Here is a 24,011-nt window from a genome sequence, read left to right as displayed (position 1 = left end):
TATCAGAATAAGCAATTTTCACTTCGGAATATGGCATTATTATTTTAAATAATTGTTAGATACCATGGTATCGCAACTTCTAATCCTCGATTTATACTGTATTCTGGTTGATAGCCCAACAACGCTTTGGCTTTACTAATTTCTGCTTGAGAATGTCTTACATCACCCGCACGGAAGTCACGATAAACCGGTGACTTATCGTAATGTACATTATGCGGTTTTAAGCTTTGTTTAATTGCATCAAACAACTGATTTAACGTCGTTCTATCACCAACAGCAACATTAAAAACTTCGCTGCGGCCCAAAGGGGTTATTGCTGCAATAATATTGGCTTGCACTGCATTAGCAACAAAACAAAAATCGCGGCTGGTTTCGCCATCGCCATTAATGGCCACATCTTCGTTGGCAATCATCGCAGCTGTCCATTTGGGGATAACGGCAGCATAGGCGCCATTGGGATCTTGTCTTGGACCAAACACATTAAAATAGCGCAAGCCAGTGCAATGAAACTGGTAAGTACGAGAAAACACATCCGCATACAGCTCATTCACATATTTGGTTACCGCGTATGGCGATAACGGCTTGCCAATGTTTTCTTCTACTTTCGGCAGTGCCGGATGATCACCATAAGTAGAACTGGATGCCGCGTAAACAAAAGATTTTACCTTGGCATCACGGGCGGCAATCAACACATTTAGAAAACCACTGATATTATTGGCGTTAGTGCGCGCAGGATCGCTTATTGAACGTGGAACTGAGCCCAGTGCCGCTTGATGCAATACATAGTCAACGCCCGCGCAGGTTTTAGCACAATCATCACTATTACAAATATCACCCTGAATAAAGTGAAAACGTTGCCATTGCTCAGCCGTGCATAATGCCTGCACTTGATCAAGATTACGCTGAAAACCCGTAGCGAAATTATCTAAGCCTACAACGTGCTGATTGTGCTTAAGCAACACTTCAAGCAGATTAGAACCGATAAAACCGGCACACCCGGTAATTAACCAACGTTTCGGCTCGGCTAATAAGGTTGTGAGTGCCTGTTGATAAACCGTCATTATTTTTCCTTGATATTAAAAGCGAAGTTCAACTTTAGCGGGGTCGAGCATATATTTTAGATCGTATAACACATGGTTTTCTTTGGTATAACCAAGGATATGATCGGTACCGTAATCTTTAAAAGTTTGATGTGCAACGGCCAGTATTACCGCATCATAACTACCGGTCTCGGGCTCGGTAATGAGTTCAATATCATACTCATGCTTGGCTTCCGCTGCAGCTACCCATGGATCAAACACATCTGGCAGCATACCGTAATCAGCCAACTCCTGAACCACATCGATAACCTTGGTGTTACGTATGTCAGGGCAATTCTCTTTAAAGGTTAAGCCCATTACTAGTACACGAGCACCCTGCACCTGGATGCGCTTTTTTAGCATAGTTTTAACAAGCGAAGACACCACAAACTTCGGCATACCATCGTTAATGCGCCGCCCGGCTAAAATCACCTCAGGATGATAACCAATAGACTGCGCTTTATGTGTTAAATAATAGGGGTCGACACCAATACAATGCCCGCCAACTAAACCGGGGCGAAACGGTAAAAAGTTCCACTTTGTGCCGGCAGCCAATAACACTTCTTCGGTATCGATATTTAGCTTACTAAAAATCACCGCTAATTCATTCACCAGTGCAATATTTAAATCACGTTGGGTATTTTCAATAACTTTCGCCGCTTCAGCCACTTTAATGCTGCTGGCTTTATAAGTACCGGCGGTAATAATGCTGGCATAAACATTATCAACAAATTCTGCTACCTCAGGTGTTGAACCCGAAGTGACTTTTTTAATGGTTGTTACCCGGTGTTCTTTATCACCCGGATTAATACGCTCTGGGCTATACCCAGCAAAAAAGTCCTTGTTAAAGGTTAACCCGGAAACTTGCTCAATAATAGGTACACAATCTTCTTCAGTCGCGCCGGGATATACTGTGGATTCAAACACCACAATATCGCCAGCTTTAATCACTTTACCCAGTGTTTCGGAAGCACGAATTAACGGCGTGAGATCGGGCTGTCGATGCCGATCTATCGGAGTCGGCACCGTGACAATAAAGAAGTTAGCGGTTTTTAACGCGTCGATATTTGAGGAAAACTCAAGATAAGTGGCTGCAGCTAACTCATCGGTGGATACTTCTAAAGTACGATCTTGCCCAGCGGCTAACTCGTCAATGCGCTTTTGATGGATATCAAAACCCAAGGTAGGGTATTTTTTAGCGAACTCAACCGCGAGCGGCAAACCCACATAACCTAGACCAATAATCGCGATCTTAAGCCCTGCTAACGAAAAATTGCTGTCCATATATCATCCTGAATTTGCCAGATACGCTTTGCCGCAAAAATTATCAGGTTTATTATACTTAAAAAGCATATGAAACCCGCATTAATAGTGACGTTTAAGTCGTTTAGGTTGACACATTAAGCCGTTAAAAAGCAAGCTTAAACATGAAAATCCTGCCCTGGTTTGCCGTTAATCCGCTCTTACAAGTCGCGACGATTGAAAACACAAATATAGGATTTGCATAACGGTTGCTATGCTTTGTTTTTTACCTTAACTTGTAAGAGTTAAATTCGCTTTTCAAGGTTGGCAACGAGCCTGTGTTGTATATTTTTACGAGTTTTTGTCTATGGTTAGCGCTTTATGCACCTATGCCGCTAACATGGCAGCCGCTATTAGCCCTACTAGACTACGCTCCGCGCTGGTTAGTTTTGCTGCTGTTGCCGCTTTGCTTGCTAGGATCAAAACCGAGTAAATCGTTTGTATTATTTATTGTGTTAACTACGTTAGTTAATTTTTGGCTTTTATTCGATATTTCCCTGGCATTTGCTTCAAAAGCCCCAGCAACTTCAGATACCCGCACCTATAAAATAGCAACTTTTAATGTGGCGAGCGGTCGAGTAGATGCTGCTGCTATTTTTGACTGGTATAACAGCGAACACCTCGACGCGCTGTTATTGCAAGAAAGCCCCCCGGCGGCATTAAAACAACAATTACCGGCAAACTTAACCTTAGATTGTCACGGTAACCTTTGTTTGCTCACTCAACACAGCTTCAAAGTGGTTAGACAGCTAGACAGACGGGCTTTACAAGGTTGGGGACATTATGCTGCACACTATTTAATTTCATTGAATGAAGTGGAAGTGAACCTGGTTAACCTGCATTTAAATACACCGAGGCACGGTTTTGAATTACTACATGCTCCCATCAGCAATTTTAACGCCATTACTCGTGCTTATAAAAACCAAGCATTTGAAAGTATGATAGCCTCAGAATTGGTCGCTGCTGATGAAGGGTTAACGTTAATTGGCGGAGACTTTAATTTGACGCAACCAAGTCGGCTTTATCAACAGTATTGGTCAGAATGGTCGAACGCTTTTAATACGGTAGGATTTGGTATAGGGTACACTAAAAATAGCCGCTTAATGGGTAGCCGAATTGACCATATTTTAACAGGTTCTAAAATTCAGCCATTACATGCTGAAGTTTATTCAGCTATGGGCAGTGATCATAAACCACTAGTACTGGAGTTTGCCTTCCAATAACGTTAGTTTAATGCTGCTATTAATTTTATTCACACTTGCAAGACAAACGGTTAAATTTAATTTATTTTTTAAGCCTTAACAGTGCATGTTTTAAAGGACTAATATTGTGACAAACGTGGATACCTCTGAAAAAGGCGCAGCCCGCTACTGGCCTTTGTTGTTTATTGCTGCTGTTTATCTGGTGTTTTTGGCTGCTAACCCCGCGGTTATTGTTGATCTGCGATCTTTTAGTTTTGATGACGGTACTTATTCTCACGCCTATTTACTGCCGTTTGTAATTGCTTTTTTTTATTGGCAAGCTTGGCAAAACCAGCAGTTATCCCCTAAAACCAACCTATTTTTCTTTGCTTTATTTATTTTGGCTTTGCTAGTTTATGTTTGGCTACAATTTGCACAACAAACCGTACTTAGCCGAGCAGTGTGGCCAATGGTTATTATGCTGGCACTGCTTAGCTACTTTAGGTTTACTTTGGCGATTATTGTGCCTACAGCATTGCTTTGGTTTATTACCCCCATTTGGGGCAGTATAAACAGTATATTGCAGGATATATCAGTTGCTGCCGTAAGTTTTATAATGCGTTTTACCACCATCCCTACTTTTGTAGAAGGCAATATGGTGCATATCCCTGCCGGTATTTTTGAAATTGCTGATGGTTGCAGTGGCTTACGCTATTTTGTGGTGTCGTTAGCGCTAAGCATGATATTTTCGTATTTGCACTTGAAACGCACTCGCAGTGTTTTAGTGTTTTTTACTATTGCCATCTTAGGTTCCCTGATCACCAATTGGCTGCGAATTGTCGGGTTGATCTTAATTGGTCACTTTACGGATATGCAAAGCGAAATCATCGCTGACCATAATATGTTCGGCTGGTTTCTATACATCCCCTTTATAATGCTGCTGTTTTACGTTGGCGGTTTTCTCGATAAAACCCAACCAGAAACAATCAACGCTAAGCTTGAAACATCATCTATTAAGTTACCAACTAGCGTTACGGTATTAGCGGTATTATTGGTGTTTTCAACGACAACGTTAAACTTAACCAGTTCGGGACAACTGCTTTACACCATTGCAGCACAACCCACTGAAATACCTGAGCAACCGCTAACCCTCTCTAACCCAAGTCCTGTAATCGTCACTATTGAACAACAAACTAGTCGCACCTACTCTGAAAACGCTGAGCAGATTGTTTATCGACACTTTATGTTTAGTGGCACCGAGGCCAGCCGTAACCCTAATTATTATTTAAACGATGTTATTCCTGCAGGCTGGAAACAGGTTGCCACAGAGTACAGCAATTTAGGTCAATGGCGCCGCCTACAAGATCCATTTGGCAGAGAAGCATTGGTGTTATATTGGTATCAACTTGGTGATAATCGAATCACCTCAGAAGGGCAATATCGCGTGGCACGATTGAAACAAGCTTTAGCATTAAAACGTGCATCAGACTTACATTGGTACTTTACACCATGCTCTAGCTCAAACTGCACGTTAGACAAAGAACGCATCAAAGCCATACTTTAAAAACCAATTTACATCAGCTTGGTTATTTAAGCGCCAGTTGTTTCAAATTAAATAAGCGCTGGATGAGCAATATCCTCAAACAGCAAAAGTGTTTTTCAGTGCGTTATGTCGTTACCACTGACAAAGCTTACGATTTCGTTTTCTCGAAGGAGTGTTACATGAAAACCCCAAAACTTGTCACCAGCTTAGTGTTTTTAGCCGTATTAGCCGCCTGTAGTAAGAAGACACCTGATGAACACTACAATGCAGCCCAAGATTTTATTAACCAAGCGCAGTATGCCGCGGCAGCCATTGAACTGCGCTCGGCGATTCAACAAGCTCCTGAAGATGCCCGCTTACGCGCGGCATTAGCGGAAACAATGCTAAATAGTGGTGATAGTGTAACCGCAGAACGCGAGTTTGAACGTGCTTTGCAATATGGCACACCGATAGCAAATATTGCGCCACTCTTAGTAAAAAGCTATTACCTGAATAATAACTTTGAACAAGCCGCAAATTTTGATTTAGCGGGTACAGCACTCAGTGTCGCCGACAGTGCACTGTTGGATACTTACCGCGCGTTGTCTTTGATAAGTATCAGCGATGCGCCCGCAGCCTTCAGTTTGTTCGAGGCACTAAGTACATCATCACAAGCTGACGCCGCGGCTTTTGCTAAAGCACATATTACAGCATCAAAACGTCAATATAATGAAGCGTTTGCTGCAATAGAAACTATTACGGCAGACAGCCCATTATTTGATGAAAGCATGTACTTTAAAGCAAAACTGCATGCCTCGCAGCAGCAAGATGCTGAGGCAGTGGCGGCATTTGAGCATTACGTGAAAAAAGTGCCCACCGCTACTTTGGCCAAATTGCTGCTAGCACAAACCTATGTGCGGATGCAAGATTTTACCAAAGCAGAGCCACAGCTAGATGCTTTGCTAAAACTATTTCCGCAGCAACCTTATGCTAACCATTTACTGAGTATCATTAAGTATGAAAAAGGTGAATTAGAACTTGCTAAGCAATTCAGTGAAAACGCCGTTCGCTTTGGCATGACTATTCCAGAAAGCCGTATTATTGCTGCCATGTCAGCCGCTAGATTGAACCAAAACGCACAAGCATTAAATATGCTAGAGCCAATCGCTAGCGAGCTACAACGCTTCCCAGCAGCGCAGCGTTTATATGCTGTGTTGCAACTTAATGCTGGCCAAGGTGAACGTGCCGCAGAAATCTTAAGCAGTTTACCGGTTGAAGAGCAAAATATAGAATTATTAGCGCAAACCGCATTTCAACTTCTTCGGCAAGGCAATGATAAATCAGCTGATTTACTGCTACAAAACTATCAAAACAATCACAGTCAAGACTCAACTAGCTTAGCTACCTTAGCCAGCATTCGGTTAAATATCGAAGGTCAACGCCCTGGCGCTATTGAAGACTTAGAAAAAGCCTTGCAGCTCGATCCAGCCATGGATGATGCTCGCATGCGGCTGATCACCGCATATATAGAAGAAAAACGTTTTACTGAAATTGATCGCTTAACCGAGCAATGGCAAGCGGATCCTAAAACGCGGACCGCGGCTTTTAATATCAAATCTTATGTAGCCTTGCTACAAGGTGATTTTGAAAAAGCGAATGAATTTAATGCATTGGCTGCAACCGAAACACCAGACAACCCCTTTGTAGGATATATTCAAGCCGTATTATTAGCTCAAAAACAAGACCTTAGCGCTGCAACAAAACGTATTGAGCAAGTTATTGCGGCAACACCAACCTACCTGCCTGCTTTAGAATTTTACTACAGTATCAACCGTGGCAAAGATGGCCAAAACAACATTAAACAAAAAATCGAACAGATTTATACGGCGAATACGCAAAACTTTGCACTTCGCTTGTTAATGGCTCAGATCTATACTGACAACCAACAATTTGATAAAACCGCAGAATTACTGAGTGCTATTGATGCAGAGCTACCTAATTTACCGCCACTGCATTACTTATTATTAATTGATGCACATCAAAATACCGGTAAACAAACATTGGCGCTGCAATTGGCAGAGAAATGGTATCGTAAAAACGAAAAAAATCCGCAAGCGGCGTTTTCATATGCCAATGCACTTACCTCGAATAAAGAGTTCAATAAAGCACTTGATATCATTAATACACTGTCAGTTAATTATAAAGACAATCCTCGCTTACAACTTGCCCAGGTTAGACTTCTCAGCGAATTAAAGCGCTATTCACAAGCAATAAGTTTAATTAATGCTATGCCAGAGGAATTAAAAAATACCGGTGAGGTACAATTCATTTTGGCTAGGTTGTATATGTCGTCCTCACAACCTAAAGAAGCAATCAGCGCACTAAAAGCTAGCTACGAAGTCAATCCAACAGCAATTAGTGCGGTGTATTTAGTCGAAGAAATTGCCAAAACATCACTGGCGGACGCCGTTGCGTTTATTGATAAACATATCGCAAAACATGGAAAAGATATCGGGCTGCTGACATACAAAGCCAACCTTTTGATTGAAAGCGATAAAGATCAAGCGATGTTAATGTTCGCCGATTTAGTGAAAGACGTTCCAAACTTAGTTACGCTTAATAATTATTCATGGTTATTAATTGAGCGCGGTGAATTAAACAAAGCTGAAACCTTTGTAAAACAAGCTATTCAAATGGCTCCAAACCATCCTGATGTCCTAGACACATACGGTTTGCTGTTGCTTCGGCAAAAAGCATACGCTGAGGCGGTGGGTCAATTTGAAAAGTCTTTAGCCATTCGCCCAGAGGCTAATGATGTAAAATTACATTATGTAGAAGCATTAATTGCAGATAATAAAATGACTAAAGCTACAAGTGTGCTTAGAACTGTGAGTGATGCACCGGAGTACCAAGACAAAAAAGCTGCGTTACAACGTAAAATAACCAATTAACGCTACTTACTAAACAAAGAGGCACCGGAACACGCACCTAATCAAAGGTTTGTTTCGGTGCTTTTTTGTTATTATCTTCGTCACTTTTAAGCTCAAGGCTATCGCACCTAAACTACACATAAGCGGTAAGCGTAACGCCAACCACACATTCCAAGCTTAGCTAAATCTTCTTACCCTGTCTGAATCTAAAACCAGGCAGAGGTTTAACATGATCCGCAGAACAACCGAGCAGTGGCTGGCGCTGTTTGACCAACATAAAGCCAGTGGGCTAACTCAAACCGAATTTGCAAAACAGCAAGGCATTGACCCAGCCTATTTCAGCTATCGTAAGCGGCAACTTCTCACCTGGCAACAGGAAGACAATACCGGCTTTGTCGAGCTGACCACACAAGGCATGATACTCAATCAAAGCATCATGTTGAAAAAGCGCGATGTTGAGCTGCACTTACCACCAGGCACAGATGCCTTGTGGTTAGCGGCCCTGCTCCGGGCGCTTTAATCATGAAGATGTTTATCGACCCGCCAAAAATTTACCTGCATAAACAGCCGGTGGATTTTAGAAAATCCATCAATGGCTTGTCACTGTTAGTTGAGCAGGACATGCCGCAATCGCCGTTTAGCGGTGCACTGTTTGTATTCTGTAACCGGCAGCGTACCCGTTTAAAAGTGCTGTACTGGGACAGCACAGGTTTTTGCCTGTGGTACAAACGGCTGGAAAAAGACAAATTCCGCTGGCCGCGTCTTATGCCCGGTAAGGTGCTCTCTATCAGCGAACAGCAGTGGCACTGGTTGTTGCAGGGTATTGATATCCAAAAACTGACTCCGCATCAGCCGTTGCAGTACCAAAGTGTGGGCTGATATGCCGATCGGCTATAAATCCTTTAGATCACAACCAAAACAATCTAAATCTTACCAAGCACTTAGCCAAATTGACCGTTACAATAACGGCCATGAAAAAGACACCTTCAACACTGCCGGATGATATTGAAACGCTCAAGAAAATGCTTCTTGAGCGTGACAAACGCATCGCCAAATTAGAGCGGGTAAACCAAAAGCTCTCTGATAAGCTGCAGCAATTGCTGGAGCAGTACAACCTTGCCCAGTACAAAAAATACAGCCCCAGCAGCGAAAGCTATCAGGGCGATGGCGAGGTGCTGAACGAAGCAGAGCAGCTTGCTGACGAAGAGCACACCGAGTCTGAAGCCACTCAGACCGAAGCGGAAAAAACGGTTAAACCGCGCCGTCCGCGCATTGCGGCCGAGCTGCCAAGGGTAGACGTTGTCCACGACATTACCGATAAAACCTGTGCCTGCTGTGGCCATGCGCTGCATCGGATGGGCGAGGAAGTCAGTGAGCAGATTGAGTTCGTACCGGCTCAAATTAGGGTGATTAAAAACATCCGGCCAAAATACAGCTGCCGGGCATGTGAAAACCTGGGCACGGAATTGGCTATACAAATAGCCGATGTACCGCCGGCTATCCTTCCCAAAAGCATGGCGACGCCCAGCCTGCTGGCTCAAATCATCAGCAGCAAAATGCACTACGGCATGCCGCTGTACCGTCAGGAAAAGCTGTTTGCCCAAGCCGGTATTGAATTGAGTCGCCAAACCATGAGCCGCTGGTTAATTACCTGTGCGGATAAACTCGAACCACTGCTGGCCCTGATGAAAAACGCGCTACTGCAGCAGCCGGTGCTGTGGGCCGATGAAACGACCGTCAACGTGCTGGATGTAGAAAAAAGTACCTGTTACATGTGGGTTTACGGCTGCGGTATTGAGTCATCAACGGGGGCTAAGCTGGTACTGTTTGATTACCAGGATGGGCGTGGCGGTAAACATCCCAAAGCCTATCTTGATGGTTACACTGGTTATCTGCAGGTGGATGGCTATGCCGGTTATGAGCAAACACAAGCGACCTTAGTCGGTTGCTGGGCGCATGCCAGACGCAAGTTCGTCGAGGCACAAAAAGCCCAGGGTAAAGGCAAAACCGGTAAAGCTGACTGGGCCATCAACCATATCCAGAAGCTGTATGCGCTGGAGAGCAAACTAAAAACCAAGGCTGCAGAGGTTAAATACCAACACAGGCAAGAAGTCGCCAAACCATTGCTGCAACAACTGTGGGACTGGCTGGAGAAATCCAAAGACACCATTCCAACAGAAAGCTTACTTAGCAAAGCCATCACTTACAGCCTGAATCAATGGCCGAAGCTGATAGGTTATCTGGAAGATGGCCGGCTGAACATCGACAACAATCGCGCTGAGCGCGCGGTTAAACCGTTCGTCATCGGCCGAAAAGCCTGGCTGTTTGCTAACACCACATCAGGGGCTAAAGCCAGTGCGGTACTCTATAGTCTGGTAGAAACCGCCAAAATCAACGGTCTGGAGCCGTATGATTATCTAACTACATTATTTAAAGCACTACCTAACGCTGATACCCCAGACAAGCTGACAAAGCTGTTGCCATTCTGATATACAAGGCAATCACACCGGGACGGTGTGGTTGCTGCAACGCTTACAGTTAACTGAACATTGAAAGCAAATAAACGATGTCATTAAATAGAGATTGTGCGATGGCTAGAGCTATCAGTATTCTAAACTAGAGCAAGACGCTGGTTTAGCGATTTAACAAAGAATGGTAAGGCAGGTGCTAAAATAAGATTTCAACTTAAGTGATTGTATATTATGGCGTGAATAAGAAATTAAAACAGCAATAAGATAAGAATTTAACAAAGCAATTTAGCGGGGTTCAAAGTAAAGGACATACAACAAGCTGTTTTATTGTTAAGCAACACAAATAAAAAATCCGGCAACTCGTGCCGGATTTTTATCATCTAATTAAAGCTATTATGCAGTAGCTTTGTTTTTACGACGAGCTGAGAAACCCATGCCCATTAAACCTAAGCCTAAGATGGCTAATGAAGCAGGTTCTGGTACAAAAGCAATATCAACAGAGTTTAAAGTTGTTGAACGACATAAATCACCTGCAGCAGCACCCGCTTTTAAAGCACCTGTCGATGTGCGACAAAAGGCAGAAGTTGGGGGATTTTGAACACCAAATATGTCGCTACTTGCAATACCAAAAACCATTTCGCCTAAGCCGATTTTAGTTGCGAAATCAGTACCTGAGGCATCAAAGAACACGCCAGTCATAGCTGATGATACTGTACCGAAAATTTCAATACCTACTGCGCCAGAAAGCGGATCGTTTAACTGTGAGCCAGTAATGCTTAAGTTAAGCACATTTGTACACGCAGAAGGAGTACTACAAATACTAAATGCTACATTACCAGCATTAAACTGACCTAAATAAGTAGTATTTGGAGCGCTTATTGGAGTTGGGATAACCACGGCAGTACCCGCTAAATTCCAACTAACTTTCATACCCCATGAAACATCAAAACCGCCTTTATTACTACCAAAAGCTAATGGATTTAAAGCAGTTACATTGGCTGAGCCAACATCTTTAACTGCATCGCCATTTTGTATGCCCATCATAGGGTTTGACGGTGTATAAATTGATAACGGATTAAAAGTACCTAATGTTAAAAATTCGAATGCATCAGTCATGCTTGCACCTACGACACCAGGAACAGCAGACGCATCAATTTTGATTGGTGCAGCATTAACATTACTAGCAAATAAACCTGCAGCCATTATGGTTGCTAAAACTGTGAACTTTTTCATTTTTTGTTCCTTTCAAAAAATTAAGTAACTCTCTCCAGTTAATGCACAACGCGTGCCAGAAATAAAAGACGACTATAAACAACAACTTAAAAAATCCAACTTAAAATCAAAACAAAATCTGTAAATTATCCTGACAAAAATAGCCGTTCTGGGAGTTTTTCTCGGAGTAGCTAAATCGATATTGCTGGTTAAATAAACGATTTTTCATAATAAAAAGTAATAAGCCTTCTTCAACAACAATAGAGCTTTTTACCTATTGGTGCTCGCGCAAAACAACCCAAGGTACTTACTAATAATACAAAATGCGGTATTGGCGCTAAGGGGAAACGCTAACACAGCGGTGTTTAAAGTAGGATTTTTAGGGCGATTTCGTTCTGCTAAATGCCACGCAATAGGGGCATTTAGCAGCGTTTATTGATTGGGAACTTGCGCTCTTATTTTTTCAGAACGATGCGGCGGGCAATAAACAACATAATGCGCGGCAACAAACCTTTATTACCAAACGGCCGCCATGTTTTAGTGAATTTATTGCGGTAAGCATCAAAATGCAAACCATAGGGAGCACTGATCACCGGCCCTCTTTTGAACAAGATTTTTAAAGTGTTGGTAATAGCAATACCGGAGCACAATTTAACCGCCATGGCAGTTGAAGGGCCCCGCTCTTCTCGGAAATTAACGCGACTGTCATCAACCAAATAATCGCGTTGTAACATAGCGGGCGATACGCCAACTAAAAAGCGCAACAGTTGTTCTTCGCGGCTGTGGTTTTCAAAACAAAAGTATTGTTCAAAGCTCATTTTACCTGGCATAAAGCTTAAAAAAGCGCAGCCCATTCCTAAAGGTGCTGCCGTAACAACGGGTATGCCGAGCTCTTCACAGCGTTTAAATACCAATTTGCGGGCATCTAAAGCAAAAAAATCTAAGCTATCAACGTAAATATCGGCATCAGCCAAGAATGCATCTACATTTTCAGCCATTACCCCTTGCTCAAAACACGTAAATTCAGCATCAGGATTAATTTCGGCGGCCATTCTCGCCATCACAGCTAATTTATCTTCATCAACAGTGTGAACATTGGCACCGGCCTGTCGGTTAAAATTATGCACATCGAACTGATCAAAATCAGCCAAACTGAAACGTTGCACCCCCAAACGACATAATGTGAGTAAATGCTCACCACCTACCCCGCCTAACCCAGCAATAGCCACTTTGAAATGTTTTAGCTGTTGTTGCTCGGTTTCTGTAACCCAACCGAGATTACGAGAAAACGCGCGGTTATAATCAAACATACCCTTTCCTTGTTAAACGAATAGCTTAAAGGCTCCAGCCTAGTAAGCGTTCATTGGGTTCTAACAACATTTCTTCTGATAACTCACCAAATAACTCGTGTTCAACCGATTTTAATAATGATTGATAGCCACCACTGAGCGTTTTACGTAATTCACGTGAATCGATAAAATAAGCTGCGCGTAAACCGTGATATTCAACCGCATCACCGAGTTGATGAAATTTGATCCCTACGTAACTTAAACTTTTTGCTAAGCGAGGCTCCATCATCACGAAACCATAATAACGTTTGGTTTTATAAGACATCGCAGCAGCAGACATATACAAACAAATGGCAATATAAGGGAAGCAGCGTAATTCTGTGGCAGAGAACGTAGTGTGATCAATGGCACCCGTAGCCGCGCCCGCAAAGTTATCGACCGCCCGTTTTCGAAATGCGGCTGGTACCGCTAAGCGAGATATTTCACAGATCTCTTCTCGGGCAAAACGCCCTGGGAAAATATGTTTATCGGTAATGGCATGCGAGCAATATTTTTCGATAGGTAATAATTCATCTGGCTGACGAGAGTATATTAAGCGCACTGTTCCTGCGAGTTGCTTTGAAGATAAGTGTCTAACAAAACAATGAATAGCGTGTTCATCAAAATCATCTTTTTCTTGGTGTACGGAATTGGTTTGTTCAAATTGTAGTTCTTCACAATAAACTTGATGCCGTAAACGGTAAACTTCTTCTCTTAAAGCATGGCTATTAGCAATGGTTGGCTGTAAATAGTGAGAAAAATGCTCAGATATATTTTTAGCATCTTTACTAGCGAGCGAAGATATCGCTTTTTTTACTACGCCCCCAATAACCGGATTATCTGCAAAGCTGCTGATTTTTTTCATTATATCCTCTATTTACAATTTCAATTCGCTGTTTAGCAACGCGCAAAGCAATCATCTAAACTACGTCAATCATTACTTTACCTTGCTATGGAATTTTAGTTGCCGATATACATACCTTATAAATCAGCCATCTATAAGCAGCAACAATTAATTTAGCGTTAAACAATATTTCTTAAGTGAGTTTTGCGGCTGCATACGCAAAATTAGTTTATGGCCTCTCTTTTGTAGTATGGTGTAGAAACAGCGTTTTTTCCTAGCTCTGCCAGGCAAAAATTAGCATAGTAAGATAATATTAGCTCAATTAAGGATAATACTGATGGTAATTAAGATGCATTTGTACCGATTTTTCTTACTTTGTATATTGGCTTTATTTTCTTCGATGAGCAATGCACAGTTAGTTGATGTTATAAAAAAAATAAAACCTTCGGTAGTAGCGATAGGCATATATAACCCGACTGCCTCACCGCGGATACAGTTAGTGGGTACAGGCTTTGTGATTAGCCCTGGTAATCTAGTGGTCACCAATTATCACGTAGTCAGCCGCGGCTTAGATGAAAGTAAAATGGAGACATATGTGGTGTTATCGGGCTCGGTGCAGCAAGTCAAACAACACCAGATCACCTCGCGCCGTTTGGCACCTGAGCATGATCTGGCTTTGTTAAGCATCGACAATCAATTACCTGCTGTTACATTAAGTAGCCAAAGCGAACTGGCACCGGAAGGGCTTGAAATTGCATTCACCGGTTACCCTATTACCAGTGTGTTAGGGCTTTATCCAGCAACCCACCGAGGCATTATCGCGGCACATTCGCCCATTATTATCCCTGCGGATCAAGCCAGCCAATTGCATGCAGCCGCTTTACGGCAGCTGCGCCAACCTTACTTAATTTACCAGCTTGACGCGGTGGCATATCCCGGCAACAGCGGTAGCCCCCTGTATAATGCTGCTAACGGTGAGGTCATTGGCGTTATTAACCAAACCTATATTAAAGCCAGTAAAGAGTCTGTGTTATCGGATCCCAGTGGCATCAGTTACGCAATTCCTGCCAAATATATTCAACAATTAAAATCTAACTGATAAGAGTTATCCAACGTGATCGACATTTCTGCAGAACAACTAGGCTTTGGCATCGCGGCGATAAGCTATTTAATCTTTGCTTTATTGATATTAACCACTAAAAGCAACTCGGTTCAGCGTGGCTTATTGTTTGCTTTTAGCGTCGTTAGTGTGGTGTGGGCGGGTTATTATGCGTGGTCATTGCAACTTCCCTACGTCAATTCCGGCTCTTACCTTGTAGAAAATAGTCGCAATCTGCTGTTATCACTGTTCTTACTTGCCGCACTTAAACATCACGGAGAGTGGCAAAACTTTTTTTTGAATAAATCGGTTATCGCAACTCTACTCGGCTTTGTACTGTGGACTGCCTTTGGCTTAAACCACTGGATGAGTCAGCATCTTATTTATGTGGGTAATTTACTTATTGCTATACTGCAACTGGCTATTTTAGAAGCGATTTACCGTAAAACAAATGTGCAACAACGCTGGCAGTTTAAACCCCTGCTGATTGCCTTAGCGGTATGCATACTGTTTGATTTTGTGTTGCTTGCGGAATCGGCGTTATTTGCCCGAATAGACTCACACCTTTGGCAAGCTCGTGGCTTTATTTTTACGTTGATGATCCCGTTTTTAGTTATCGCTATTCGGCGCATCGAGGCATGGGGCATTAATGTCTATATTTCACGAGATATTGTTTTACAAAGCACTTTAGTGATGGCCGCAGGGGTATACCTGCTATTACTTGCCATTACAGGCTTTTATTTACGATACATTGGCGGTAGTTGGTCTGAGTTACTGCAAACCAGTTTTATTGTGCTCGGTTTTGCTTTAATGCTACTGCTGGTGTTATCTGGCACTATCCGCAGGCGCTTAAAAGTTTTTATTGAAAAACATTTTTTTGCCAATAGTTTTGATTATCGTGAAAAGTGGTTGGCACTAACCAGTGGCTTAAAACAGATCGATATTAGCCATGTCGATCGCCATTACAAAATTTTGCAAGTATGGTTACAAAGCATTAATTACGGCCAAGGTGCCATTGTGCAATATCGACCGCAAGGTGAGTTAAAAATATTGGCACTGCATGGTAGAGCCCCCTTAACTGAAGCTGAGGTTACGCTATTACAGCGTTATCAAAGCCAATACGCCAACCAAAACTGGCAGATTGATTTAACAGAGTCGCAAGGGGCATTAACAGCTGATTTAGCGAAAGATCAATTAAAACTGCAATTGCTGTTGCCTATTCGCACTAAAGCAGGCCTTTGGGGCGTATGTATTATGCAGGCAGGTAACGAGCAAAAGCTAAAATTAAACTGGGAGCTGCGGGATTATCTGTCTGTGGTATCGGAGCAAATTGCTACCCTGCTGTTGCTGATGCAGCACAGTGATAAACTGAGCGAGAATGCTCAGTTTATTGCCTTTAGCCGCATGTCTGCTTTTGTAGTACACGATTTAAAAAACGTAAAGGCACAGTTAGATTTAACCTTACGCAACGCTCAAAAGCACCGGCACAACCCTGAATTTATTGATGATACCTTCAGTACTTTAGAGTCGATGCAACAACGCTTAGATAATATGCTGTTGCAACTGACCACGAAGCAATCCAACGAGCGCCCGCAGCGCAGTTTCTCGGTAGCAGAAATAATCAGCCAAGTTATTGAGCAACGCTGTGCGGTAAAATCACCACAACCAGAACTGATTGTTCGGCAAGATTGTCAGCTAATGTTAGACCAACACCGCTTTGCGAATGTGATGTTTCACTTATTAGATAATGCCCAACATGCCACGCCGTCTACTGGAAGCATAAAGGTGTATATGCAAACAACATCGACCGATTTGTTGCTGAGTATTTGCGATACTGGCTGTGGTATGAGCGCTGATTTTATTGAACATCGGTTGTTTAAACCCTTTGACACGACAAAAGGCAATGCAGGCATGGGCATTGGCGTGTACGATGCACAAGTCTTTATTGAGCAAGCAGGTGGTTCAATCAAAGTCAGTAGCACCATAGGTGAAGGAACTACTTTTAGTATCCATCTTCCTTTACAATCGGAAGTAGACGAAGAAGAAACCACTTACCTCTCAGCGCAAGGAACGTTATAGCCATGAAAACAGTATTGGTAATTGAAGACGATCTCGGGATCCAAAAACAATTAAAGTGGAGCTTGAGCGATTACGAATTAGTTTTTGCTGGTGATCGGCAACAAGCGATGACACATCTTAGACGCTACGAGCCCTCGGTTGTTACCCTTGATTTAGGCTTACCTCCGGATCCGACAAATGCGACCGAAGGCCTAGCGTGTTTATCTGACATTTTAGGCTCAGCGCCCGATACTAAGGTAATAGTGTTAACCGGTAGTACCGATAATAGCCATGCCCTGCAAGCTATTGCCCTGGGTGCCTATGATTACTATCAAAAACCGATTGATGCCGATGTACTTAACATCATTTTACAACGCGCCTTTAAGCTCACTGAGCTAGAAAAAGAGAACAAAGCGCTAAAAAACAATTCGCAGCAACAGACGGATATTTTAGGCAACAGCGAGGCAATGATCAAAGCTTGTCGTGTGGTTGAGAAAATAGCCCCGACTGAAATCACCACGCTATTATTGGGTGAGAGCGGCACGGGTAAGGAAGTGTTTGCGCGCACCATACATAAGCAAAGCGCTCGCGCCGATAAACCCTTTATTGCCATTAACTGTGCCTCTATTCCAGAAAACCTGCTTGAAAGCGAATTATTTGGCTATGAAAAAGGCGCTTTTACCGGCGCAGTTAAAACTACCCTTGGTAAAATTGAATGTGCTAATGGCGGTACCTTGCTGCTGGATGAAATTGGCGATATGCCTTTAAGCTTACAAGCTAAAATGCTGCGTTTTTTGCAAGAGCGGGTAATTGAACGTGTTGGTGGCCGCAGTGAAATTGAAGTGGATGTTCGCGTTATTTGCGCAACGCACCGCGATTTACAAGAGATGGTCAGCCAACAAACCTTCCGCGAAGATCTCTTTTATCGGGTGAGTGAAATCATCCTGCGCATCCCGCCACTGCGTAGCCGTGGTCACGATATTATTTTAATCGCTAAAGCGTTATTGCAGCGCTTTAATGAAGAATACCATTCTAATGTGCAAGGCTTCTCTGAGCAGGCAACCAAAGCCATGCTATCGCATAGTTGGCCTGGCAATATTCGTGAATTGCAGAACAAAGTGAAATCTGCAGTGATCATGGCAGAGTCAAAGCAAATTGATGCCGAAGATTTAGGCTTAGTGGCCCCAAATGGCAATATTAAGATGCAAACTTTACGGCAAATGCGTGAAGACGTTGAAACTCAAGCAATCCGCCAAGCCCATATGATGACTGAAGGTAACTTATCTAAGGCTGCCGATCTTTTAGGTATTACTCGCCCCACACTCTATGCCTTAATTGAAAAGTATAAAATGTACGATTTACGTAGCACGGATACCGAAACTTAAAACAGTATTGCTTATTAATGGCCCCAATTTTCAACTGTTGCGTTATGTGTAGTGACACGGCAATAAAAAATCCCCCGCAGTCATTAAGGCTTAGGGGGATTTTTTTGGGTAGCTCGGCAATCAAAGCCGAGTTCAACCCATTTCACGTATTAACTAAAGAAATGCCACCAACCTAACCAAGCTGCACCTGCTAAAAACACCAATAGCAATGGCAAACGCCATGGGCTAGGTTTTTCTGCATAAGGATCGCTTAAGCTGCGTTTCGCGCCAGCAGGCAATTTCGCGACACCGGTTAAAGACGCACCAAAGGGTACGTTGATTTTCGCGCGGGTGTTTACCGCCCAACCATTAGCATCTAATAGTGGCCCCACATTACGCCGACGTAATGTGAGATAAGCCAAAATCATCGACGGTGTTGAAATCAGCAACATCACTGCCGCTAGTACGATCGGTATTTGCCACCATGCTAACGAAAACAAACCGGCAACCACCGCAGCTAAAGCGGTACCTAAAGCACCTAAAGCTAAACCAATAGCGGCAAAGATACCGGCAAACTTCGCAATATCAAAGCTACTGGCCACCGCCGTGGGGGAAGCGGCACTACTGCTGGTTTTACTTTCGATATCTTTATCACGCGAGGCAGCAAATTTTTGCACTTGCGATTCAATAAAGGCCGCTATGCGGCGATACGGTGACCAAAACGCTTGCGGAATACTGACCGGTTGCGCTACCACTTTGGTGACACTGGCACGCCAATCTCGGCCTTGTCGATCATAGAAAATACCGTTACGGCCTGGCACCATTAATTCATCGACGTCACCGTTAGTCAGTGCCGCAACAATATTGATGGGTTTTTCACCTTGGCGCACACAGGTGCAGTACACCAAATAACAGCCGCTAAAAGGTGCCATAGAAGCGTGTCGCGCTGGATCGGCTACGCGCATCACTAATTCACAGCTACGTTGATCCAAGTAAAGCGTACCTGCTTGGAAGATCGCTTTTGAATCGCCATGATAAAAATCGCTAAAAGTCACGAAGTTGCGCAGTAAGGTCACGAGGTTTTGTTGATAACGCGTTAGCTTTTCCAGTGCTAATAAGTTATCGGCAAAAGTACTCGCGGCTAAATCATCGGCGATCAGTTGTTCTAATTGCGCTTTAAAATCACTGGCTAGCAGTTCGTTAATGCGATCTAAACCTAAGTCATGCACCGCAGTAGCTGGGCGCGCGGCTTGCCAATTACGCCAGGCCGCCAGTTGAGCGGATACCTTGCGCCAATCGGCGTGGTTTAATTCAGCGTAATCGTCACCTAACAAAGGTTGTAATACGCTGCTGGTTAACGCAGCAATTTGTGTTTGCCATGCTGGGTTAATGCCATCTACCAAAGGTAAAGCCCGATCTGCTGCAATTTCAGATAAGGGTAATGAAGCAATATCACTGTCTTGCTCGGCAATAACCCGATTGGCTAGGCCGTCGTACATAGACGTTAACGGGTTTAAATTATCACTGGCACGGCCATCAAAGGCGGCGAGTTGGCAACGCACAAAGTAGTCGTCAATTTTCGCTTGCACTTGCTCAAATACCGCAACGGCCGCCGCGGTGTTTTCTGCTAGCGGGCACAGTAAACCTTGTTCATTGGCATAGGCCGCATGCCAGTCTTGCACGGCTTGTAGCTGTGCCCAAAAACTTGTTACGGTATCCTGTGTTACGCCCATTCCACCACTGCGATCAGCCACGCCACCTTGTGTACTGATGATCTCAGCAATACATTGCTGTAGTGCTGCATCACTGGTCAGCTCAGGCATAATGACACCGTCACCATTACAGTGATTGGGTGAAAACAATTGGCTGGTGTTGGTTAAGTCGGTTACCTGGATCGGTTGATCTGCCGGGATCTGCAAATAAGCCATGACTTTTTCGGCGGCATGATAAATGCCCTCGCCTTCGGCATCCGCTTTAGAAATACTGGCGAGCGGTAAACCAGGCTGAGCAAACATAACACTGGCATCGGTTAACCGCTGACAACTCCAGCTTACTGCGCTAAGAATTTCAGGCACGCGGATCTGGCCATCGCCGTCATTGTCCATCAGCGCCAAAGTGCGCTCATCAAACTCTAAGCCCGTAGTCGGGCAATTCAGTACAGTCCAAAGTTTGGGATTAAGTTCGCCTAAGTGGAGTAAATCGGCGGCGGTTTCTATAGAGACTTGGTCAAAGCCGCCTGAGCGAAAAAAGCGCCATTGATGTGAGGTTGTTTTGGTCGTCAATGTATCTTTCCCTGTATTGATAATATGCATAAAAAAGCATAAGCGACTCAGCTTGTTTTTGCTAATAAAAAAACAGTATTGCTCTAATAAAGTATTTCAGCATTTATGTCACAAGCATTATTGTGCAGTATTTAAGCATCACATCACTTTGCCAAACAGCAAAACTACTATATTATGCGCCACCTTTTCTTGCCGAGGCGGCGATCCATGATTTCGTCCAATGCGCTCTACACAGACTTATCGGCCTATTACGATGTGCTTTGTGCCGATATTAATTATCAACAGCAAAGCCAAGCTATCGCGCGGATTGCCGGGTTATTTGGAAATGGTGGCAAGCAGCATGTTGATTTGGCCTGCGGCACCGCGCCGCACATTTGGCATTTGCTGCAACAAGGTTATCAGTGTACGGGCTTAGATTTGAACCAGCCGATGCTCGATCTGGCGGCCATTCGTTGCCCAGATGCGCAGTTTATGCAACAAGATCTGTGTTACTTTCAGCTGGCCGAGCCAGTCGATTTGATCACTTGTTTACTTTACTCCATTCATTACAGCGCCAGCCTAGCTGGTTTACAAAGCTGCTTACGTCACGTGAGCCAAGCATTACGCCCCGGCGGTCTGTTTTGTTTCAATGCGGTTGATAAAGATCGCATAAGCAATCAATTATCCGCTTCACATAGTAGTGAATATCAGCAAAGTCGTTTTACCTTTGCCTCGTCGTGGTATTACTCTGGGCAAGGTGAGCAACAAGCCCTTAATTTACACATCAGCCGAGAAACCGCAGGGCACACCGAGCAATGGCAAGACAGCCATACCATGGTGGCCGTGAGTTTTACTGAATTACTGGCGCTGCTTGCACCTTATTTTGAAGTGCATGTGTTAGAGCATGATTACCAACGCATCCAACCCTGGGACACGCAAAGCGGTAATGCGCTGTTTGTGTGTGTGAAGCGCTAAAACCACCGAAACGGTCTGACAAACGTCAACAAGCCCTAGTCAAAACCTGCTACATTAATGACCTTAATGTTTTTTAGGAATACCGCCATGCAAGTGGTGATTTTAGCAGATGGCGCCGCCGTAGCTGACTATGGCGCCAAGGTGTTTAAACAGCAGATAGCCCAAAAACCTAACTCAGTGTTAGGTTTAGCCACCGGATCGACACCCTTGGCGTTATATCAACGCCTGATTGCGGCTTATCAGGCTGCCGAATTATCCTTTGCTCAGGTTAAAACCTTTAACCTAGATGAATACCTCGGTTTAGCCCCCGAACACCCGCAAAGTTATCGTGCTTTTATGCAGCAACACCTATTTGCGCATATTGATATTAACCCTGAACATACGCACGTGCCGCTGGGCGCAGCGGCAGATCCTTGGCAAGCCTGCATGGATTATGAGCAGCTTATTAAGTCTGCAAGCGGTATTGATTTGCAGTTATTAGGGTTAGGCCGCAATGGTCATATTGGCTTTAATGAACCAACGTCGTCATTACAGTCGCGTACTCGGATTAAAACGTTAACTGCACAAACCATTACCGACAATGCGCGTTTTTTTAAGGTAGGCGAGTATCAACCGCATTTGTCGATCACGATGGGTATTGGCACCATTTTAGAAGCAAAGAAAATTATGCTACTTGCCACTGGCAGTGCGAAAGCGCCAGCCGTGCAGGCGTTAGTTGAGGGGCCGCTGAGTGCAGTTTGCCCCGCTTCCGCCTTACAACTCCACCCACAAGCCATTGTTGTGGTTGATGAAGCAGCGGCCTCCGCACTACAACACCAAGCGTTTTATCGGCATGTTGCCAAAGAAACCGCGGCGTTATATCAGCGATTTCAACGACAGCCCTAGTCGCCAGCAATCGTTAACCGGCGGCCCACTGTCGCCATTTATGGCCTTTAAAGGCATAAAATAAGATAAACACATAACAAGGTAGTAATAACCAATAAGCTTGTTGGTTACTGCCACTTTGCTCCGCCAGGTAACCATAAGTTAATGGTAACACTGCTCCACCCGCAATGCCCATAATCAATAGCGCTGAGCCTGTCGCCGTTAATTTACCTAAACCTTCTAAAGCCAGAGGCCACACGGCTGGCCAGACTAACGCATTGGCTAAACCTAACAAGGCTAAAAACATTACTGAGTCAGGCACGGTGGCAAAACCTAACCAGCCAATCAGCACGCTTGATAACCACTGGCTATCGGTTGAAGCAAAGATCACCCCCAAACTAAAGCCAATTCCGCTTAATGCTGAGATTTGTAAAGCGCGAGCTTGGCTTAACCAGCGCGGGATCAATACCACGCCTAGCACGTAGCCCAGCACCATAAAACTCATGGTATAAGACGTTAACACACCAAAATGACCAACGGCTAAATGCTTGCCATAAAGCGCAATGGTATCACCGGCAATTACCTCTACCCCGACATAACAAAACAATGCCAGCACCCCAAATACCAACTGCGGCTTAGCCAATACTGCACGTAAATGATTGCTGTCACGCTGAGTCGCGGTCTCGCTGGCGGGTAATTCAGGTAAGGGGGCAAAACCGATAAAAAACGCTAATAGCAATAATGCGCCCGTCATATAAAGATAAGGTAGCACTAAGCGCTCTGATAACGTGGCCAATTGCACTTGCTGTTCTACCTCAGACAATTTAGCCAAGGCTTGGGCAGAGAACTGATCGATATTACTCAGCACCATAGACGCAAACACAAACGGCACAATAATACCGGCGGCCTTGTTAACAATACCCATAATACTGATGCGCATGGCAGCACTTTCGCGCGGGCCAATACAGACGATATAAGGGTTGGTCGCTGTCTGTAAAATGGTTAAACCAGTACCCAAGGTAAATAACGCGAATAAAAATAACGGATACCAAGCGCTTTGTGCCGCAGGAATAAATAATAAAGCGCCAACGGCCATAATCAGTAAGCCCGCCAACATACTCTTTTTATAACCCAGTAGATTTAATAAAAACGACATGGGTAAAGCCATTACCGTGTAGGCAATATAAAAGGCGGTGGTAACAAAAAAGGCTTGAAACTCGTTTAACTGACAAACAATTTGTAAAAAGGGGATCAGCGCACCATTAAGCCAAGTAACAAAACCAAACACAAAGAACAAGATGCCGATAATTATCATCGGGCCTAGCGTTGAAACGGTCGAGGGTGTGCGCAAAGACTTATCCATCATATTTCCTGCCAGCTGTATAAAGGTTAGTTTTTAGTTTTTAGTTTTTAGTTTTTAGTTTTTAGTTTTTAGTTTTTAGTTTTTAGTTTTTAGTTTTTAGTTTTTAGTTTTTAGTTTTTAGTTTTTAGTTTTTAGTTTTTAGTTTTTAGTTTTTAGTT

General features: G+C 43.7%; 18 protein-coding genes. 11 read left to right on the top strand and 7 right to left on the bottom strand.

Features of this window, described 5'->3' with window-relative positions; genetic code table 11:
- Positions 1 to 44: 44 nt before the first annotated feature.
- Positions 45 to 1,061, bottom strand: coding sequence for an SDR family oxidoreductase (locus ACUJFL_RS07065; protein WP_445428840.1), 1,017 nt, complete (start codon positions 1,059 to 1,061; stop codon positions 45 to 47).
- A 15-nt stretch (positions 1,062 to 1,076) separates the two neighbouring features.
- Positions 1,077 to 2,363, bottom strand: a complete 1,287-nt coding sequence (tviB, locus tag ACUJFL_RS07060; RefSeq protein WP_445428839.1) for a Vi polysaccharide biosynthesis UDP-N-acetylglucosamine C-6 dehydrogenase TviB — start codon at positions 2,361 to 2,363, stop codon at positions 1,077 to 1,079.
- A 299-nt stretch (positions 2,364 to 2,662) separates the two neighbouring features.
- Between tviB and ACUJFL_RS07055 the strand changes: the two genes are divergently transcribed.
- The 6 genes from ACUJFL_RS07055 to tnpC all read left to right on the top strand — a co-directional run bounded on the left by ACUJFL_RS07055 (position 2,663) and on the right by tnpC (position 10,503).
- Positions 2,663 to 3,604: an endonuclease/exonuclease/phosphatase family protein gene (locus ACUJFL_RS07055; RefSeq protein WP_445428838.1), complete on the top strand. Its 942-nt coding sequence runs from the start codon at positions 2,663 to 2,665 to the stop codon at positions 3,602 to 3,604.
- Between the two features lie 106 nt (positions 3,605 to 3,710).
- Positions 3,711 to 5,126, top strand: a complete 1,416-nt coding sequence (gene xrt / locus ACUJFL_RS07050) for an exosortase (protein ID WP_445428837.1) — start codon at positions 3,711 to 3,713, stop codon at positions 5,124 to 5,126.
- A 158-nt stretch (positions 5,127 to 5,284) separates the two neighbouring features.
- Positions 5,285 to 8,035 carry an XrtA/PEP-CTERM system TPR-repeat protein PrsT gene (prsT, locus tag ACUJFL_RS07045; RefSeq protein ID WP_445428836.1) on the top strand — a complete coding sequence of 917 codons (2,751 nt, stop codon included), beginning with the start codon at positions 5,285 to 5,287 and terminating at the stop codon, positions 8,033 to 8,035.
- A gap of 208 nt (positions 8,036 to 8,243) precedes the next feature.
- Entirely contained in the window at positions 8,244 to 8,534 is a 291-nt protein-coding gene (gene tnpA, locus ACUJFL_RS07040; RefSeq protein WP_226752463.1) for an IS66 family insertion sequence element accessory protein TnpA, read from the top strand.
- 2 nt (positions 8,535 to 8,536) lie between these two features.
- Positions 8,537 to 8,893 (top strand): IS66 family insertion sequence element accessory protein TnpB, encoded by a 357-nt coding sequence (gene tnpB, locus ACUJFL_RS07035; RefSeq protein WP_445428835.1) that lies wholly within the window; start codon positions 8,537 to 8,539, stop codon positions 8,891 to 8,893.
- Positions 8,894 to 8,985: 92 nt separating this feature from the next.
- Entirely contained in the window at positions 8,986 to 10,503 is a 1,518-nt protein-coding gene (tnpC, locus tag ACUJFL_RS07030) for an IS66 family transposase (RefSeq protein ID WP_445428834.1), read from the top strand.
- 375 nt (positions 10,504 to 10,878) lie between these two features.
- Here tnpC and ACUJFL_RS07025 read toward each other — a convergent pair whose 3' ends face one another.
- The 3 genes from ACUJFL_RS07025 to ACUJFL_RS07015 form a co-directional block, all read right to left on the bottom strand.
- The gene (locus ACUJFL_RS07025; protein ID WP_445428833.1) at positions 10,879 to 11,718 is read right to left on the bottom strand and encodes a PEP-CTERM sorting domain-containing protein; all 840 of its coding nucleotides are present in this window, start codon (positions 11,716 to 11,718) and stop codon (positions 10,879 to 10,881) included.
- A 434-nt stretch (positions 11,719 to 12,152) separates the two neighbouring features.
- Entirely contained in the window at positions 12,153 to 13,007 is an 855-nt protein-coding gene (locus ACUJFL_RS07020; RefSeq protein ID WP_445428832.1) for a ThiF family adenylyltransferase, read from the bottom strand.
- Between the two features lie 25 nt (positions 13,008 to 13,032).
- Entirely contained in the window at positions 13,033 to 13,890 is an 858-nt protein-coding gene (locus tag ACUJFL_RS07015; protein ID WP_445428831.1) for a PEP-CTERM/exosortase system-associated acyltransferase, read from the bottom strand.
- Between the two features lie 316 nt (positions 13,891 to 14,206).
- On the opposite strand from ACUJFL_RS07015, the gene ACUJFL_RS07010 reads away from it, so the two are divergent.
- Genes ACUJFL_RS07010 through prsR form a run of 3 tightly spaced genes read left to right on the top strand, consistent with a single transcriptional unit; the run spans position 14,207 to position 18,411 of the window.
- On the top strand, positions 14,207 to 14,968 hold the full coding sequence (locus tag ACUJFL_RS07010) for a S1 family peptidase (protein ID WP_229585095.1): 762 nt from the start codon (positions 14,207 to 14,209) through the stop codon (positions 14,966 to 14,968).
- A gap of 15 nt (positions 14,969 to 14,983) precedes the next feature.
- The gene (gene prsK / locus ACUJFL_RS07005) at positions 14,984 to 17,047 is read left to right on the top strand and encodes an XrtA/PEP-CTERM system histidine kinase PrsK (protein WP_445428830.1); all 2,064 of its coding nucleotides are present in this window, start codon (positions 14,984 to 14,986) and stop codon (positions 17,045 to 17,047) included.
- A 2-nt stretch (positions 17,048 to 17,049) separates the two neighbouring features.
- Entirely contained in the window at positions 17,050 to 18,411 is a 1,362-nt protein-coding gene (gene prsR, locus ACUJFL_RS07000) for a PEP-CTERM-box response regulator transcription factor (protein WP_445428829.1), read from the top strand.
- 149 nt (positions 18,412 to 18,560) lie between these two features.
- On the opposite strand, the gene ACUJFL_RS06995 is transcribed toward prsR, so the two are convergent.
- Positions 18,561 to 20,672, bottom strand: a complete 2,112-nt coding sequence (locus tag ACUJFL_RS06995) for a hypothetical protein (protein ID WP_445428828.1) — start codon at positions 20,670 to 20,672, stop codon at positions 18,561 to 18,563.
- 210 nt (positions 20,673 to 20,882) lie between these two features.
- Between ACUJFL_RS06995 and ACUJFL_RS06990 the strand changes: the two genes are divergently transcribed.
- Positions 20,883 to 21,626, top strand: a complete 744-nt coding sequence (locus ACUJFL_RS06990; protein WP_445429066.1) for a class I SAM-dependent DNA methyltransferase — start codon at positions 20,883 to 20,885, stop codon at positions 21,624 to 21,626.
- Between the two features lie 87 nt (positions 21,627 to 21,713).
- The gene (gene nagB / locus ACUJFL_RS06985) at positions 21,714 to 22,511 is read left to right on the top strand and encodes a glucosamine-6-phosphate deaminase (protein ID WP_445428827.1); all 798 of its coding nucleotides are present in this window, start codon (positions 21,714 to 21,716) and stop codon (positions 22,509 to 22,511) included.
- 13 nt (positions 22,512 to 22,524) lie between these two features.
- Here nagB and ACUJFL_RS06980 read toward each other — a convergent pair whose 3' ends face one another.
- Positions 22,525 to 23,856 carry a sugar MFS transporter gene (locus ACUJFL_RS06980; RefSeq protein WP_445428826.1) on the bottom strand — a complete coding sequence of 444 codons (1,332 nt, stop codon included), beginning with the start codon at positions 23,854 to 23,856 and terminating at the stop codon, positions 22,525 to 22,527.
- Positions 23,857 to 24,011 lie beyond the last annotated feature (155 nt).

The sequence above is a fragment of the Alishewanella sp. HL-SH05 genome (assembly GCF_052655985.1).
This window is presented reverse-complemented; position numbering and strand designations above follow the sequence as displayed.